The sequence below is a fragment of the Microbacterium sp. CFBP 13617 genome (assembly GCF_014839445.1).
Taxonomy (GTDB): domain Bacteria; phylum Actinomycetota; class Actinomycetes; order Actinomycetales; family Microbacteriaceae; genus Microbacterium.
This window is the reverse complement of record NZ_JACYNW010000003.1, coordinates 686,033-699,582: the sequence shown is the minus strand read 5'-3', so window position 1 is coordinate 699,582 and position 13,550 is coordinate 686,033. Positions and strand designations below refer to the sequence as shown.

At 70.7% G+C, this 13,550-nt stretch carries 17 protein-coding genes and 1 tRNA gene; 10 read left to right on the top strand and 8 right to left on the bottom strand.

Features of this window, described 5'->3' with window-relative positions; translation table 11 throughout:
- Positions 1–56 precede the first annotated feature (56 nt).
- Positions 57–1,424: a glycosyltransferase gene (locus tag IFU40_RS11720; RefSeq protein ID WP_191926427.1), complete on the top strand. Its 1,368-nt coding sequence runs from the start codon at positions 57–59 to the stop codon at positions 1,422–1,424.
- Between the two features lie 97 nt (positions 1,425–1,521).
- On the opposite strand, the gene IFU40_RS11715 is transcribed toward IFU40_RS11720, so the two are convergent.
- On the bottom strand, positions 1,522–2,235 hold the full coding sequence (locus IFU40_RS11715; protein WP_191926426.1) for an MBL fold metallo-hydrolase: 714 nt from the start codon (positions 2,233–2,235) through the stop codon (positions 1,522–1,524).
- Between the two features lie 68 nt (positions 2,236–2,303).
- Between IFU40_RS11715 and IFU40_RS11710 the strand changes: the two genes are divergently transcribed.
- Complete coding sequence (locus tag IFU40_RS11710) at positions 2,304–2,861, top strand: TetR/AcrR family transcriptional regulator (protein WP_191926425.1); 558 nt, start codon at positions 2,304–2,306, stop codon at positions 2,859–2,861.
- Here IFU40_RS11710 and ligD read toward each other — a convergent pair.
- Positions 2,828–4,057: a non-homologous end-joining DNA ligase gene (ligD, locus tag IFU40_RS11705; RefSeq protein ID WP_191926424.1), complete on the bottom strand. Its 1,230-nt coding sequence runs from the start codon at positions 4,055–4,057 to the stop codon at positions 2,828–2,830. The two genes, IFU40_RS11710 and ligD, sit on opposite strands and share 34 nt — an antisense overlap.
- Before the next feature lie 190 nt (positions 4,058–4,247).
- Complete coding sequence (locus IFU40_RS11700; protein WP_055834018.1) at positions 4,248–5,117, bottom strand: Bax inhibitor-1/YccA family protein; 870 nt, start codon at positions 5,115–5,117, stop codon at positions 4,248–4,250.
- 142 nt (positions 5,118–5,259) lie between these two features.
- Here IFU40_RS11700 and IFU40_RS11695 point away from each other — a divergent pair, with 142 nt between their 5' ends.
- The 4 genes from IFU40_RS11695 to IFU40_RS11680 all read left to right on the top strand — a co-directional run bounded on the left by IFU40_RS11695 (position 5,260) and on the right by IFU40_RS11680 (position 9,577).
- Positions 5,260–6,240, top strand: a complete 981-nt coding sequence (locus IFU40_RS11695) for a glycerophosphodiester phosphodiesterase family protein (RefSeq protein WP_191926423.1) — start codon at positions 5,260–5,262, stop codon at positions 6,238–6,240.
- Between the two features lie 238 nt (positions 6,241–6,478).
- A complete protein-coding gene (locus IFU40_RS11690; protein ID WP_191926422.1) occupies positions 6,479–7,408 on the top strand; it encodes an NAD(P)/FAD-dependent oxidoreductase in 930 nt (309 codons plus the stop codon).
- 61 nt (positions 7,409–7,469) lie between these two features.
- Positions 7,470–8,495 (top strand): ABC transporter ATP-binding protein, encoded by a 1,026-nt coding sequence (locus IFU40_RS11685; RefSeq protein WP_191926421.1) that lies wholly within the window; start codon positions 7,470–7,472, stop codon positions 8,493–8,495.
- Positions 8,492–9,577: an ABC transporter permease gene (locus tag IFU40_RS11680; protein ID WP_070408506.1), complete on the top strand. Its 1,086-nt coding sequence runs from the start codon at positions 8,492–8,494 to the stop codon at positions 9,575–9,577. Before IFU40_RS11685 ends, IFU40_RS11680 begins: the two co-directional genes overlap by 4 nt.
- Positions 9,578–9,690: 113 nt before the next feature.
- Here the strand turns inward: IFU40_RS11680 and IFU40_RS11675 are convergent, their stop codons facing one another.
- Both IFU40_RS11675 and IFU40_RS11670 read right to left on the bottom strand, forming a co-directional pair.
- Positions 9,691–9,897: a hypothetical protein gene (locus IFU40_RS11675; RefSeq protein ID WP_191926464.1), complete on the bottom strand. Its 207-nt coding sequence runs from the start codon at positions 9,895–9,897 to the stop codon at positions 9,691–9,693.
- Between the two features lie 54 nt (positions 9,898–9,951).
- Complete coding sequence (locus IFU40_RS11670; protein ID WP_191926420.1) at positions 9,952–10,947, bottom strand: GTP-binding protein; 996 nt, start codon at positions 10,945–10,947, stop codon at positions 9,952–9,954.
- An 80-nt stretch (positions 10,948–11,027) separates the two neighbouring features.
- Between IFU40_RS11670 and ykgO the strand changes: the two genes are divergently transcribed.
- From ykgO to IFU40_RS16855, 4 genes are all read left to right on the top strand, one after another.
- Positions 11,028–11,150, top strand: a complete 123-nt coding sequence (gene ykgO / locus IFU40_RS11665; RefSeq protein WP_055834032.1) for a type B 50S ribosomal protein L36 — start codon at positions 11,028–11,030, stop codon at positions 11,148–11,150.
- A gap of 20 nt (positions 11,151–11,170) precedes the next feature.
- Positions 11,171–11,359, top strand: coding sequence for a hypothetical protein (locus tag IFU40_RS11660; RefSeq protein ID WP_191926419.1), 189 nt, complete (start codon positions 11,171–11,173; stop codon positions 11,357–11,359).
- A gap of 84 nt (positions 11,360–11,443) precedes the next feature.
- Positions 11,444–11,752, top strand: coding sequence for a metalloregulator ArsR/SmtB family transcription factor (locus tag IFU40_RS11655; protein ID WP_191926418.1), 309 nt, complete (start codon positions 11,444–11,446; stop codon positions 11,750–11,752).
- Entirely contained in the window at positions 11,749–12,045 is a 297-nt protein-coding gene (locus tag IFU40_RS16855) for a hypothetical protein (RefSeq protein ID WP_191926417.1), read from the top strand. Before IFU40_RS11655 ends, IFU40_RS16855 begins: the two co-directional genes overlap by 4 nt.
- Positions 12,046–12,150: 105 nt before the next feature.
- Here IFU40_RS16855 and IFU40_RS11645 read toward each other — a convergent pair whose 3' ends face one another.
- The 3 genes from IFU40_RS11645 to IFU40_RS11635 all read right to left on the bottom strand — a co-directional run bounded on the left by IFU40_RS11645 (position 12,151) and on the right by IFU40_RS11635 (position 13,470).
- On the bottom strand, positions 12,151–12,375 hold the full coding sequence (locus IFU40_RS11645; protein WP_055834045.1) for an RNA-binding S4 domain-containing protein: 225 nt from the start codon (positions 12,373–12,375) through the stop codon (positions 12,151–12,153).
- A gap of 50 nt (positions 12,376–12,425) precedes the next feature.
- A complete protein-coding gene (locus tag IFU40_RS16850; protein ID WP_191926416.1) occupies positions 12,426–13,328 on the bottom strand; it encodes an HNH endonuclease in 903 nt (300 codons plus the stop codon).
- 69 nt (positions 13,329–13,397) lie between these two features.
- Positions 13,398–13,470: transfer RNA gene (locus IFU40_RS11635), tRNA-Met, on the bottom strand.
- Positions 13,471–13,550 lie beyond the last annotated feature (80 nt).

The window sequence follows — 13,550 nt, the reverse complement described above, 5'->3', positions numbered from 1 at the left end:
CTGACGCGCAGCGGTGCCGGCCGGTGAATCGGCGGCGCGTGGGAGAGGATGGGGGCGTGACTCTCGGCGACTTCCCCGACGCGTGGTACCTCATCCTGTCGAGCCGGCTCATCCCCGATCTCGACGGGGGGTACACGATCTCCACCCTCGCGCGCGCCGGGCAGATGGCCGAGGCGGGAGCGGCTCCGCTGCTGTTGACGGTCGACCCCGGCACCGTCGACGCCCACGCGGCGCATCGGGCGACCTTCGTCGAACGCGGGGTGGCGGCGGCATCCGGGATGTTCCGGAACCTCTTCGACGAGGCCGTGGCACCCGACGGAGGAGCGGCAGCGTGGGTGCGGCAGGCGGCACGCGAGGGTGGGGCCGACCCGGCGTTCGCGTACCGGAGCGTCGCCGGGGGAGCCATCGAGCTGCCCCAGGTCGCCGACCCCGATTGGCACCTCACCACCGCACCCATCGTGATCCGGGATGCCGCGGGCGAGCCCGTCGGGGTCATCGACGGATTCGGCGCCCTGTACCGCGCGTGGCTGACCTCGCTCGCGTCGGGCTTGCGCGCCGAGAACGACCGCCCGATCGTCGTCATCTGCGAGTCGCGTCAGCTCGGCGAGCTCATCGTGGGCTGGGGCGACGATCGAGTGCGGATCGTCCACACCGTGCACACCATCCATCTCGAACCGCCGTACCAGGCCGACTCCGACCTGAACGCCCTGTGGAGACGGTGGTTCGAGATCTCGCCGCGCTTCGACGCGGTGCTCTGGCCGACGGCGTTCCAGCGTGACGACGTGCGCGACCGCTTCGGGGCGGTGGCGAACGACCTCGTCGCCCCGCACGCCGTGGTGGGTCCGGAGGTCAGCGTCCCGTCGATCGATCGCGACGCGGGCCGGGTGGTCGTGCTCGGTCGCCTCGCGCCCGGTAAGCGGCTCGGGCACGTCATCCGTGCCTTCGCGCGCGTCTCGGCCGAGGTGCCCGGGGCGCGTCTGGAACTGTGGGGAGAAGGGGCGCAGCGCGCCGACCTCGAAGCCCTCGTCGCTGAGCTCGGCCTCGACCAGGTCGTGACGCTCCCCGGACTCACCACCGATCCCGGCGCGGTGCTCGATCGGGCCGCGGTGTACCTCACGACCTCGGCCTTCGAGGGGCAGGGGCTGGCGCTGGCCGAGGCCCTCGCGCACGGCACCCCGGTGGTCGCCTACGACATCCGCTACGGCCCGCGCGACATGCTGGCCGGGGGAGGCGGCATCCTGGTGCCCGACGGCGATGAAGATGCGCTCGTCGACGCACTGCGGCGCGTGTTGACGGATGCCGCGCTGCGCGAACGCCTCTCGACCGAGGCCCTCGATGCGGCGACGACGCTGAGTCCCGCGCGGGCGATGCAGACGCTGGCCGCAGCGTGCGCAGAGGCGCTGTCGCGCGACCGGCGGCGCTGAGCCCCGGCGCGGACGGGGCGCTGCGGCGACCACGGCTCGGACCCTCAGCCCCGGCGGGGGCGGAGCCACTGCCGCGCGCGAACCCCGCGAGCCCCGCTCAGCCGCGCGCGGCAGCCCTCACGGCGTCGGCGGCGGCGGCCGGTGAGCCGTGGAAGGCGGGACCGTGCCCGGGCAGGACCCACTCGGCATCCAGCCCGGCGATGCGGTCGAGGGAGGCCATCGCCTCGGCGGGGTCGTCGGTGAACGGTGCGGGGGCGGCGCCCATGCGGCCGGTGAGCACGTGGCGCGTGGTGAGCGCGTCGCCGACGAACACCGCGCGCACGGCGGGGGAGTGCACGGCGATGCTGCCCGGGGAGTGTCCGGGCATGCCGACCACGCGGGGGCTGCCCGGGAGCTCGAGCACGTCGCCGTCGGAGACCTCGTTCACCTCGGTCAGCCACTGGGGGCGCACGCCCTTGCGGATCCCGTAGGCGGCGAAGCTGAGCAGTGGGCCGAGGCGCATCGGGCCCATGGCCGCCTTCGGCTTCGAGCCCCCGCGGGCGCGGTCGGCGTCGGCGGTGTGCACGTAGACGGGGACGCCGTGCTCGCGGCGCAGGCGCTCGGCGAAGCCCACGTGGTCGCTGTCGCCGTGGGTGAGCACGACGCCCCGGATGTCGTCGGCGGTGCGGCCGATGGCATCCAGTTCTCGAAGCAGATCGGCGTGCATGCCGGGGAGTCCGGCGTCGACGAGGGTGATGCCCTCGGGGGTGACGATGAGGTACGACGCGACGATGTCGTTGCCGATGCGGTGGAGCGACGGAGCGAGTCTCATGAGGGGCCTTCCTGAATGGCTACGAACGTTAGCCATGATAGCTTATATCCGTAGCCATGGGAGGAATCATGCCGACTCCGGAGAGAACGAGCCTCGACGAGATCGTCGATGCGGCAGCGCGACTGCTCGACGAGGGCGGACCGAGCGCCGTCACGATGCAGGCCGTCGCGCAGGCGGTGGGGGTGAAGGCGCCCTCGCTCTACAAGAGGGTGCGCGACCGCGAGACTCTGCTCGCGCGCGTCGGGGAGCGGGCCGCCGACGAGCTCACCGCTCGGCTGACGGCGGCATCCGACGATCTCGACGCCCTGTTGATCGCGTTCCGTCGCTTCGGCCACGATCGTCCCGAGGCGTTCCGTCTGCTGTTCACGACGGTGGTGGATGCCGAGCGCCTCGCGGCCACGAGCGCGCCGGTGCTGCGGGCGACCACGTCGGCGGTGGGCGAGAAGCACGCGCTCGACGCCGCGCGACTGCTGACGGCCTGGGCCACGGGCTTCGTGACCATGGAGCTCGGCGGGGCCTTCCGGCTCGGCGGCGACCTCGATCAGGCGTACGACTACGGTCGCGCCCACCTCGTCGCCTCGCTCTTGACCGCTCACGACGGGGATCGGCCGGCCCAGGGGTCGTAGTCGGCGATCAGGTCTTCCTGCGCCGGGCGCTCGGCATCCGGAACGTGCTGCAGATTCACCCGCACGCGGTACCAGAGCGAGCTCGAGCCGCGCATGCCGTCGACGAGCACGTCGGCCGGGTGCAGGGCGGAGGTGGCTTCGGGATGCCGCTGCTTCCACGTCTCGAGTGCCTCCAGCGCCTCGGGCTTGGTCTTGGTGCGCGCGACCTCGATGAGCGGCATGGTCGACGCTCGGCGGCCCGAACCGTCGCCGCCGCGCGGGGGCTTCTCGGCCGGCCCGAGCTCCTTCGCGAGGGCGAGGAGCGCGTCGAGAGACCCCGCCGCGTCGTCGATCCCGGCGTGCGGGTCACCGAGCGTCGCGAAACGCTCGGGCACGGTGAGCACGGTGAACTCGTCGGGGCGGCGGCTTCGCACCTCGTCCCACGTCAGCGGCGTCGAGACGCGCGCGTCGGGGAGCGCGCGCACGGAGTAGGCCGACGCGACCGTGCGGTCCTTGGCGTTCTGGTTGAAGTCCACGAAGACGCTCTCGCCCCGCTCCTCCTTCCACCAGCGGGCGGTGGCGAGCCCGGGCGCGCGATTCTCGACCTCGCGGGCCAGGGTCTCGGCCGCGAGACGCACGTCGGCGAAGTTCCACTCGGGGCGGAGGCGCACGAGGATGTGCAGACCGCGCGACCCCGAGGTCTTGGGCCAGCCGACGAGCCCGTGGTCTTCCAGGACGTCGCGGGCGATGAAGGCCACGTCGACGATCTGCGACCAGTCGACCCCCGGCATCGGGTCGAGGTCCACGCGCAGCTCGTCGGGATGATCGAGGTCTTCGGCTCGCACGGGATGCGGGTTGAGGTCGAGGCAGCCGAGGTTGACGACCCACGCCAGCCCCGCGGCATCCCGGATCACCGTCTCTTCCGCGGACGTGCCCGAGGCGTAGCGCAGGGTCGCGGTGTCGATGAAGGCGGGGTGGTTCTCGGGCACGCGTTTCTGGAAGAACGGCTCCTGGTCGAGGCCCTTCGAGAAGCGCTTCAGCACCATCGGCCGCCCACCGGCGCCCCGGAGCGCCCCCTCGGCGACGGCGAGGTAGTAGCGCACGAGGTCGAGCTTGGTGAGGCCGGGCTCGGCGAACACGACGCGATCGGGGCTGGTGACGCGCACCTCGTGTCCGTCGATGTCGAGGATCTCGGCGGGCGTCTTCGCGGGGCTCATGACGCGACGCTAGCGTCGGGACGCTCGGCCGCGGCACCCCTTGCGGGCGCTCCGCCCCGGCGTTGAGTGTCCAGGACACGCCGTACGTCGACCTGGTCTCGCGGCGTGTCCTGGACACTGAATGGGAAAGAGGAGCGGCGACGACGAAGGGCCGCCCCGAACGGGACGGCCCTTCGCGTGAATCGGTGCGTCAGTTGTTGCCGCGGATGATCGCGATCATGCGCAGGATCTCGACGTACAGCCACACGACGGTGACCATGATGCCGAAGGCGCCGACCCACGCGTAGACGCGCGGGGCGCCGTTGCGGACGCCGCGCTGGATCTGGTCGAAGTCGAGCACCAACGAGTACGCGGCCATGATGACCACGAGCACACCCAGGATCAGACCGATCGGGATGCCGGCGATGGTGGCGCTGCGCAGACCGAACGCCATTCCGTCGGGCAGCACGCCGAAGAGCATGAGGCCGACGTTCAGCAGGCTGAAGACGAGGTAGCCGACCATCGCGATCATGAAGATCTTGGTGGCACGCTTCGAGGCGCGGATCTTGCCGCTGGCGAAGAGGGCGAGGGTCACACCGACGACCGAGAGGGTCGCGAGGGTCGCCTGCACGACGATGCCGGGCAGCATGAACTCGAAGAACGCCGAGATTCCACCGATGAACAGACCCTCGAACGCCGCGTAGGCGATGAACACGGGGACCGACGGCTTCTTCTTGAAGATCGCGACCATGGCGAGCACGAAGCCGCCCAGGCCGCCGATGATCATCGGAGCAACGCTCGGGTTGGGGTTGGCGACGCTGACGCCGCTCATCGTCCAGATCCAGCCGACGACGGCGGTGACGACGAGGATGCCGAAGAGGGCGAGGGTCTTGAAGACGGTGTCTTCGACGGTCATGCGACCGGTCTGGGCTGCGCTCGCCGCGGGGGCGGCGTACGCCCCTTCGATCGACGCGTCTGCGGCGGGATCGACGGCCGGGGGCGGGCTGTAGCGCGTCTGGGCGCCACCGGCTCGAGGGTCCTGGAACGCCGGGTTGCTGAATGCCGGGTTGTTGAGGGCCACGGGAACTCACACTCCAAAGATGGTGATCACAGCACCGTGCTGTCAGACAACACTAGCCGAGGGGGCCGCGGGATTCCTTGTGCTGACTGGGATTCTGCTTTGAGCGGACCCGTTGTTCACCCGGCGTCGTTAGCGTGACGGAATGCCCCTCGTGATCGGCCATCGCGGCGCCCCCGGGTACCTCCCCGAGCACTCCCGCAGCTCGTACGCGCGAGCGATCGCCGCGGGAGTGGATGCCGTCGAGCCCGACGTCGTCCCCTCGAAAGACGGCGTGCTCGTCGTGCGTCACGAGAACGAGATCAGTGCCACGACCGATGTCGCGACGCGTCGCGAGTTCGCCGACCGGCGCACGTCGAAGACGATCGATGGCGGGCGGCTCGAGGGGTGGTTCACCGAGGACTTCACCTGGGCGGAGCTGCAGACCCTCCGGTGCCGGGAGCGCATCCCCGCGATCCGTCCCGCCAGCGCCGCCCACGACGACACCGAGCCCGTGCTGCGCCTGCGCGACGTGCTCGATCTCGCCCGCGAGGGGGGAGTCGGGGTGGTGCTCGAGATCAAGCACGCGGCCGCGTTCGCCCGCCTCGGCTTCGACATGGCCGAGCTCGTACGCGACGAGCTGCGCACGGCGGGATGGACGGATGCCGTCGACTCCCTCGTCATCGAGTCGTTCGAGCCGCTGGTGCTCACGCGGCTGCGTGACCTCGGCATCCGTGTTCCGCTGGTGCAGCTGATCGAGGCCGAGGGGACGCCGTGGGACCTGCGGGAACGCGACGGCGCCGATGCCACGGGGTACGCCGCCATGCTGACCCCCCGGGGGCTCGACGGGCTCGCCGCCGAGGTCGACGGCATCAGCCCCGACAAGCGCCTCATCCTCGCCCCCGACCGCTGGGGCCGTGCGCGTGGTCCGGCTCCGCTCCTGACCGAGGCGCAGCAACGCGGTCTGCGCGTCTTCACCTGGACATGCCGTCCCGAGAATATGTTCCTGCTGCGCGCGTATCGGCGGCCCGGCGGCGCCGCGGCGTTCGGCGACCACCGCGCGGAATGGTCGGTGCTGCGCGACGCGGGACTCGACGGGGTGTTCGTGGATCATCCCGACCTGGGGGTCGAGTTCTTCCGGAGCTGAGTTGCGCCCGTGTGCGGGACGGCGGCCGAGCGCCCCGCGGAGCGGAATCGGGGCGTGCGCCCGCGTACGCGCGGGCGAAACTCCTGAGTTTCGGTCGGCGGGCATCGTCTTCGGCGGTGCTCGTCGGCCGTGTCGAGGTTTCTCAGGAGTTTGGGCCGGCCCCTCGGCGGTCGCGAGTCCGGGGGTGCCGCGACGCAACCCCGCCCCTCCGCCTCGCATCACGCGGGAGGATGACCGCATGACAGTGGATGTGACGGTCGTCGGCGGCGGGATCTCCGGGCTCGCGTGCGCGCGAGCGGTGCAGGATGCCGGGAGGTCGGTGCGCGTGCTCGATCGGGGGCGCCGCGTGGGTGGGCGCCTGGCGAGCCGCACGATCGACGGGCGCGCGGTCGACCTCGGCGCGTCGTACTTCGTCGTGGGCGAGGCAGAGCGCTTCGGCCATCTCGTCGCCGACTGGGAGGAACGGGGACTCGCCCGTCCCTGGACCGACGCCTTCTCCGTCATCGACGCCGACGGCGGGCAGACGCCCAAGCCCGGTCCGATGAGATGGGCGGCTCCGCTGGGCTCGCGTTCGCTGACGCTCGACCTGGCCGAGGGGCTCGACGTGGTGTCGGAGCACGCCGTCGAGCGCGTCGAGCCCTTTCGCGTCGACGGTCGCGATGCCGGCGAGGTGGTGCTCGCGATGCCCGCCCCTCAGGCTGCGCGGTTGACGGGCGAGGCTCCGGGTGGCGCTCAGGACTGGGAGCCGGTCATCGCCGTGGTGCTCCGGTGGGACGACAGGCAGTGGGATGCCGACCTGCACGGTGCCTTCGCCGACGGCGACGCCGACGTGTCGTTCCTCGCCGACGACGGCGACCGTCGCGGCGACGGTGCTCCCGTGCTCGTGGTGCACACCACCGCCGACCGCGCCCGACGGCACCTCGACGACCCCGACGCGGCGATCGCGCCCGTCGTCGCGGCGACCCGCCGACTCCTGCGGATCGATGCCGATCCCGTCGCCGCGCGCGCCCACCGCTGGACCTTCGCCCGACCCGTCGAGGCGACCGGGGAGCCGTTCTTCCGCTCGCCCGGGCTCTCGGCCTGCGGCGATGCGTGGGGAGAGAGCGCGGCGGTACGCACCGCGTGGTCGTCGGGCGACGCCCTCGGCCGGGCTCTGGCGGCATCCTGAGTCCTGGCATCCGCGAATCGCGAGACGAGGCACGTCGGAGCTCCCCTCTAGGGTGGGGGCCATGGAAGCCGGTATCGAAGTCGCGGGAGTGAGACGGTCATTCGGTTCGGTGCACGCCGTGCGGCAGGTGACGTTCACCGCCGCCGCGGGCCGCGTCACGGGCCTGGTCGGACCCAACGGCTCGGGCAAGACCACGCTCATGCTCATGCTGGCGTCTCTGCTGCGGCCCGACGACGGTGAGCTGCGCATCGGCGGCATCGACCCGGTCGCCGACCCGGCCGGTGTGCGACGCGTGCTCGGATGGATGCCGGACTCCCTGGGCGCGTGGCCCAGCCTGACGGCGCGAGAGGTGCTGGTGGCGACCGCGCAGCTCTACGACCTGTCGCGTGACGCCGCGCGTTCCCGCGCCGACGAACTGCTCGAGCTCGTCGACCTGACCGCGCTCGCCGCGGCACCCGCCCGCGTCTTGTCGCGTGGCCAGAAGCAGCGTCTCGCTCTGGCCCGCGCGCTCGTGCACGACCCGCGCGTGCTGCTGCTCGACGAGCCGGCGTCGGGCCTCGACCCGCAGGCGCGCATCGCGCTGCGCGTGCTGCTGCGACGCTTGGCCGCCGAGGGCCGCACGATCCTGATGTCGAGTCACGTGCTGTCCGAGCTCGAAGAGGTCGTCGACGACGCCGTGTTCCTCGTCGACGGCCGCACCGTCGCGGGCGATCGCATCGCGGCGGCGGCGACGCGCGTGCGGGTGTGGCGCGTGCGACTGGCGGCCGATTCCTCGAGGTCGGTCGAGGCGGCGCGCGGAGATATCGCGGCGGCCCTCGGCCGCTCCGGCGACGAGATCGGTCTCGACCGGCGCGATGCTCTCGTGCCGTTCGCCGACGACGCGGGTGCCGTCGCGGGGCTGCGCGCCCTCGTCGGTGCGGGCCTGCCGGTGGTGGAGTTCGCTCCCGCCGTGGGTGATCTCGAGCACGCCTTCCTCGACTTGCGGTCCGAGTCGGTGCCGCCCCCGCCCCCGCCGGGTGCCGCCGTGCAGGGGCCGACGGCGCCCGCCGTGCCCGATGCCCGCGACGACGAGGGGAGCCGCGCATGAACCCGCACCGCTTGCGCACGATCATCGGGATCGAGCTGCGTCAGCGCGTCCGCTCGGTGGGCTGGTACGTGCTGCTCGGGATCTTCGCCGCGATCCTGCTCGGCATCATGGTGCTCTCGCTCGCCGCGTTCTCGCTGTGGAGCGGCGGCAACGAGTGGTTCTTCTCGCTCGTCATCATGCTCGTGCTCCTGCTCGTGCTGCTGGTGTCGCCCACGCTCAGCGGCAGCGCGGTCAACGGCGACCGCGACGGCGCGACGCTGGCTCCCGTGCAGGTGACGCTCGCCACCACGACCGAGATCGTGATCGGCAAGTTCCTGGCCGCCTGGATCTCCGGTCTCGCCTTCCTCGTCGTGGCCGTGCCCTTCCTCATCGTGTCGACGTTCGCCGGGGCGCTGAATCCGGGCGTGATCGTGAGCTCGCTCGGCATCCTGATCCTCGAGGTGGGCATCGTCGCGGCGATCGGGGTGGGTTTCAGTGCGGTGGTCGCGCGGCCCATCTTCTCGGTGGCCAGCACGTACCTGGTGGTCGCCGCGCTCACCATCGGCACGCTGCTCGCCTTCGGACTGGGTGGCGCCGCGCTGCGCACGCCGCAGGTGACGGTGAGTCGCGACGTCGACTGGAACGCGGTGCCCACCGGCTGCGACCCGGGCGCGCCGAGTCCCGGGGCGGGGTGCCCCACCTACGACGAGCTCGAGTGCGTCGAATCGAGGTCGTACGGCGAGACCCCGCGCTTCGACCGCGTGTGGTGGCTGCTCGCGGCCAACCCCTTCGTGATCCTCGCGGATGCCACGCCGCCGACGTATCGCGACGGCTACCCGTCCGACCTGTTCTCGCAGATCGCCTCGGGTGTGCGCCTCGCGCAGATCGAGCCCGACCCGGCGCCGCGCTACGACGCCTGCGCCGACCCCGCGGGCAGCGCATACGACTACCCGACCACCGAGGAGCAGCTCGCGGGCACCGCGCCGAGCTGGTTCGTGGGGCTGCTGCTGCAGGCGGTGGTCGCGGGTGGGCTGCTGTGGTGGGGAATCTCGCGCACCCGGACGCCGGCGAAGCGCCTGCCGCCGGGGACGCGGATCGCGTAGCGGCCGAGCGGAACCCGCTCCGAAGCCGCTGCCGTCGACGGGACGGGCATCACCGGTCGGTGCAGGAGGAGCACCCGGGCAGGTGCTCGCCGGGCGCTCCGATCACCGCGGGTTCAGGCGTGACCCTCGGCGGCGGGGAACCCGGGGTCGTCTGCGGGGGCGTCGCCGTCGATCGCGTCGCCCGTGTGGTTGTCGAGCTCTACGTGTTCCTCGGACTCGGCGGCGTCTTCGCGCACCTCGTCGGTCACGGCGTCGGTGGGGGCGGCGGAGTCGGCGTGGGCGTCGTCGGAGTGGCGGGAGGGGATCTCAGGAGTGCTCATGCCGCCACGTTGCCCCACGCCGCCGTGCCGGTGAACCGGCTTGACAGGTGGTCGTCAGTCGGTGGCATCCGGGATCGACGACTCCACCGCGGGCCAGGCCGGCAGCGGGTCGTCGAACAGTGCCCAGGCCGCGGGGCCGCCGGCGAGTTCATCGTCGGTGAGCGCGGCCCGGTCGAGAACGTGCGCGAGCTTCGGCGCCGAGAGGTCGAGGCCGGTGAAGGCGATCTCTTGGCCCATGCCCATGAGTCCGTCGTCGGCACCGATCGGTTCGAGCCACATCGCCGAGCCGACGTGCTCCCACCGCGCCAGGATGCCGGGGCGTGAGGCCAGGCGACAGAATCCGGCGGAGCGCACGAGGCGTCCGGCGGCGCCGTCGTCGAGCCGGTCGAGCGCGGCGGAGAGGCGGGCCGGATGGAACGGCCGGAGCTGCTCGTAGCGCACCGTCATGACGCGGTTGTCGCGCATGTAGGGATCGTGCTCGGCGTTGAGGGCGTGCACCCAGCCGGCTCGTTCGAGGATCTCGCCGTCGCGGGAAGCCTCGGATCGGAGGTCGCTGAGCGGATCGCGCGACAGGCGCACCACGGCGGCGGGGTTCAGGTGCGAAGCGAGGGCCATCTGCACGGAGAGGGCCGCGGTGGGCACCTGCTCCCAGTTGATCCAGACGATGCGCGTCGCCAGCTCCAGGGCCAGGGCCGCCTGCCGTGCGCGCGCACCGACGTCGGCGCGGGTGTCGCCGGGACGAGCGGATGCCACGAGGGGCGCCTCGTCGAGCAGGTCGCCCACCATGTGCCGGGCGTCGACGACGCAGACCGCTTCGACCTCGGCGCCGCCGCGCGAGGCGATCGCGTGGATGAGGTCGACGTCGGTGCCTAGGTCGACGACGGCGTCCGCGGTGCTCGGGCGTGACCGCGGGTGGGGCAGGGCGTGGGAGGACCGGAGGTCGGCGAAACGCAACAGGTGCAGCGGACGATCGAGCGCGACAGCGGTGCGTTCGGCGTAGGCCCGGCGTTCCGGTGCGCAGACGCCGAGGATGGCGATCGTGCGGGGCATGGCATCCACCTCTCGTTTGTCAGGGGGCTTCCGACACCCTACCGTGTTAGTGAGAACGGTTATCAACAAGGAGGATCCCCATGAAAGTTCGCGCTTCGCTCGCGTCGCTCAAGAAGCAGCCCGGTGCGCAGGTCGTTCGCCGCCGCGGTCGGGTGTTCGTGATCAACAAGCAGAACCCGCGCTTCAAGGGGCGTCAGGGGTGATGCCTTCGTAGAATCGCCCCATGGAACTCGGGGCGCTCGCTGTGGGGATCGCCATCGGTGTCGCGGTGGCGGGCGCGGGGCTCGGGATCGGGCGCCGCGCCCAACGGCGACGCGACGACGAAGACATTCGCGCGGCGGCCGAAACGGCGTGGATGCGGGCCGCGTTCGGTGAGGGGCGGCCGAGTCGAGGTCGCGACGACCTGCCGTGAATCACCGTCGGTACGCGAACGAGAATCGCTCCCAATAACGTGAACACATTGCAATTCGTGCATGTGTGTGGTCGAGTGGATGCCGTGGACAAGATCGCGGGACTCGACGAAGCCGCGGAGCTGTTCAAGGTTCTCGGCAACGAGTCGCGTCTCGCGCTCGTGTGGCTCCTGAGCCGCGAACGGCTCACGGTCAGCGTGCTCGCCGAGCAGGCGGGCCTGTCGCAGCCGCTGGTGTCTCAACACCTGCGGACACTGCGCCAGGCGGGCTTGGTGAGCTCGGAGCGCGAGGGGAAAGAGATTCGATACGCCCTCGCCGACCAGCATGTCGCGCACGTCGTGCTCGATGCGATCGCCCACGTCCAGGAACCGAACGACCAGGGGAACGAACAATGAGCACCGCTGAGACCCACGCCGAGCACTCCGTCGACGAGCACGCCCACGGCGACGACTGCGGCCACCAGAAGATCGAGCACGGCGACCACATCGACTACGTGCACGGCACCCACCACCACGCCCTGCACGGCGACCACTACGACGAGCACGAGTCAAAGGCCGAGCACGGGGTCGACGAGCATCGCCACGGCGACGACTGCGGCCACGAGAAGGTCGTGCACGACGACCACGCCGACTATGTGCACGACGGCCACCGCCACGCGCTGCACACCGATCACTACGACGAGCACTGAGGTGCGACGGCATCCCGTGTCACGAGCGCGGGATGCCGTGTCGAGGGCCCGCTTCCTTCTTCGGGGGGAGCGGGCCTTTCCCGTGTCAGAGGGGGTGCGGTGACGTCACGGCTGGACGCGGAGCGACTGCCCCTCGAACGTCACGACATCGCCGACCTGCAGCTGTCGCCCGCGCTGGCGTTCGACTTCGCCGTTCACCTTGACGTACCCGTCGATGATCGCCTCTTTGGCGTCTCCGCCGGAATCGACGATGCCGGCGAACTTGAGGAACGCGCTCAGACGAATGCTCTCGCTGCCGATGAGGACGTCCTGGGGTGCGGGGCTGGTCATCGCTCCAGCATGGCAGTTCTCACCGGGTGGGGAGGGAGTTCGCTTGCCCGTCAGCCGCTGAAACGATTGCTCTTCCCGAGGTTGCACGACTGGCAGAGCGTCTGGAGATTACTGCTGACAGTTCGCCCGCCATGGCTGACTGGGACGACATGGTCGATGTGCAGGACCACTCCGTCAGAGGCCGACGCGCCGCACATTCGACAACGTGACGCATCTCGTCGAAGAATGTCCGCTCGGAGGCTGGGGGTCAGGAGGCGACGCTCCTGCGCTCGCAGATAGGTCGTGGTGGAGCGCTGGGCACGCACGGCCTGCGCCGTCTGCAAGTGGGACTGCAAAGCGGCGAAACCCCATTCGGTGTGTTTGCGGTACGAGTTGCGACCCTGCGGACTCGTGTATGTCACTGTCGTGACAACCTGTGCGATGGGTGTCGGACGGGCGAGGATGCTCCGGTAGAAAAGGCGCTGCTCGATCTTTTTGTAGCGGCTCGGCTTTACCCGATCGTCGCTGCTCCGGCCTATCGTCCGTTCCCCCGCTGCCATCAGTTCATTCGAATAACTTGCGTACTCGCCAGCGCGTAGTTTGCGCGCTTCGATCTCGCTCGCAAACCAATACTCGCGTTCCAGAACACACGACCGCGCGTATTCGTTGAGATCGAACCTGTCGAAGTTCGCTTTCGACGACGCTCGGTAGGTGAAGTTCGCCGCAAGAACGGGAAGGGGCGTGACTCGCTCGATGAATCTCGCGTTCAGATCGCCGATCGCAGAGAGCGCCGCACTGGTCTCCCGCACAATCCGCCTCGCACGCGCGAAGTAAGCGAGGAACGATGCGCAGATGGCCGCTGCGATCATGATTGCGACCGCGATCACGATCGGGAGCGACAGCGTGGTGATTCCGCTTGGCGAGGTCGATGCGGGGGAGGCCAAAAGACTATAAAGCGGCGCGTGAATGCTCATTGAACTTTCACGATAGCGGAGCGTGTCAGTGGCGATGGCTTCTGCTTTGCCGCAGTGCTGAAGACGTCGACGCGACGGCGGGAGTCGAACCCGCCACGCCTTCGGTTATGAGCCGAGGCCCGGGACCGCCCGGATCGCCGCGATGTGCCCTCACGCTAACCCGGACCGCAGACGCGCGGCGCGGGCGTTGCGAGAAGTGACGACAGATGTCGCCGTGTGGCG

What these genes read in the sequence shown, in the direction of transcription:
- IFU40_RS11715 (WP_191926426.1), bottom strand. Translation starts at nt 2,235, where the DNA reads ATGAGACTCGCTCCGTCGCTCCACCGCATCGGCAACGACATCGTCGCG.
- IFU40_RS11710 (WP_191926425.1), top strand. Translation starts at nt 2,304, where the DNA reads ATGCCGACTCCGGAGAGAACGAGCCTCGACGAGATCGTCGATGCGGCA.
- ligD (WP_191926424.1), bottom strand. Translation starts at nt 4,057, where the DNA reads ATGAGCCCCGCGAAGACGCCCGCCGAGATCCTCGACATCGACGGACAC.
- IFU40_RS11695 (WP_191926423.1), top strand. Translation starts at nt 5,260, where the DNA reads ATGCCCCTCGTGATCGGCCATCGCGGCGCCCCCGGGTACCTCCCCGAG.
- IFU40_RS11690 (WP_191926422.1), top strand. Translation starts at nt 6,479, where the DNA reads ATGACAGTGGATGTGACGGTCGTCGGCGGCGGGATCTCCGGGCTCGCG.
- IFU40_RS11685 (WP_191926421.1), top strand. Translation starts at nt 7,470, where the DNA reads ATGGAAGCCGGTATCGAAGTCGCGGGAGTGAGACGGTCATTCGGTTCG.
- IFU40_RS11680 (WP_070408506.1), top strand. Translation starts at nt 8,492, where the DNA reads ATGAACCCGCACCGCTTGCGCACGATCATCGGGATCGAGCTGCGTCAG.
- IFU40_RS11675 (WP_191926464.1), bottom strand. Translation starts at nt 9,897, where the DNA reads ATGAGCACTCCTGAGATCCCCTCCCGCCACTCCGACGACGCCCACGCC.
- IFU40_RS11670 (WP_191926420.1), bottom strand. Translation starts at nt 10,947, where the DNA reads ATGCCCCGCACGATCGCCATCCTCGGCGTCTGCGCACCGGAACGCCGG.
- ykgO (WP_055834032.1), top strand. Translation starts at nt 11,028, where the DNA reads ATGAAAGTTCGCGCTTCGCTCGCGTCGCTCAAGAAGCAGCCCGGTGCG.
- IFU40_RS11660 (WP_191926419.1), top strand. Translation starts at nt 11,171, where the DNA reads ATGGAACTCGGGGCGCTCGCTGTGGGGATCGCCATCGGTGTCGCGGTG.
- IFU40_RS16855 (WP_191926417.1), top strand. Translation starts at nt 11,749, where the DNA reads ATGAGCACCGCTGAGACCCACGCCGAGCACTCCGTCGACGAGCACGCC.
- IFU40_RS11645 (WP_055834045.1), bottom strand. Translation starts at nt 12,375, where the DNA reads ATGACCAGCCCCGCACCCCAGGACGTCCTCATCGGCAGCGAGAGCATT.
- IFU40_RS16850 (WP_191926416.1), bottom strand. Translation starts at nt 13,328, where the DNA reads ATGAGCATTCACGCGCCGCTTTATAGTCTTTTGGCCTCCCCCGCATCG.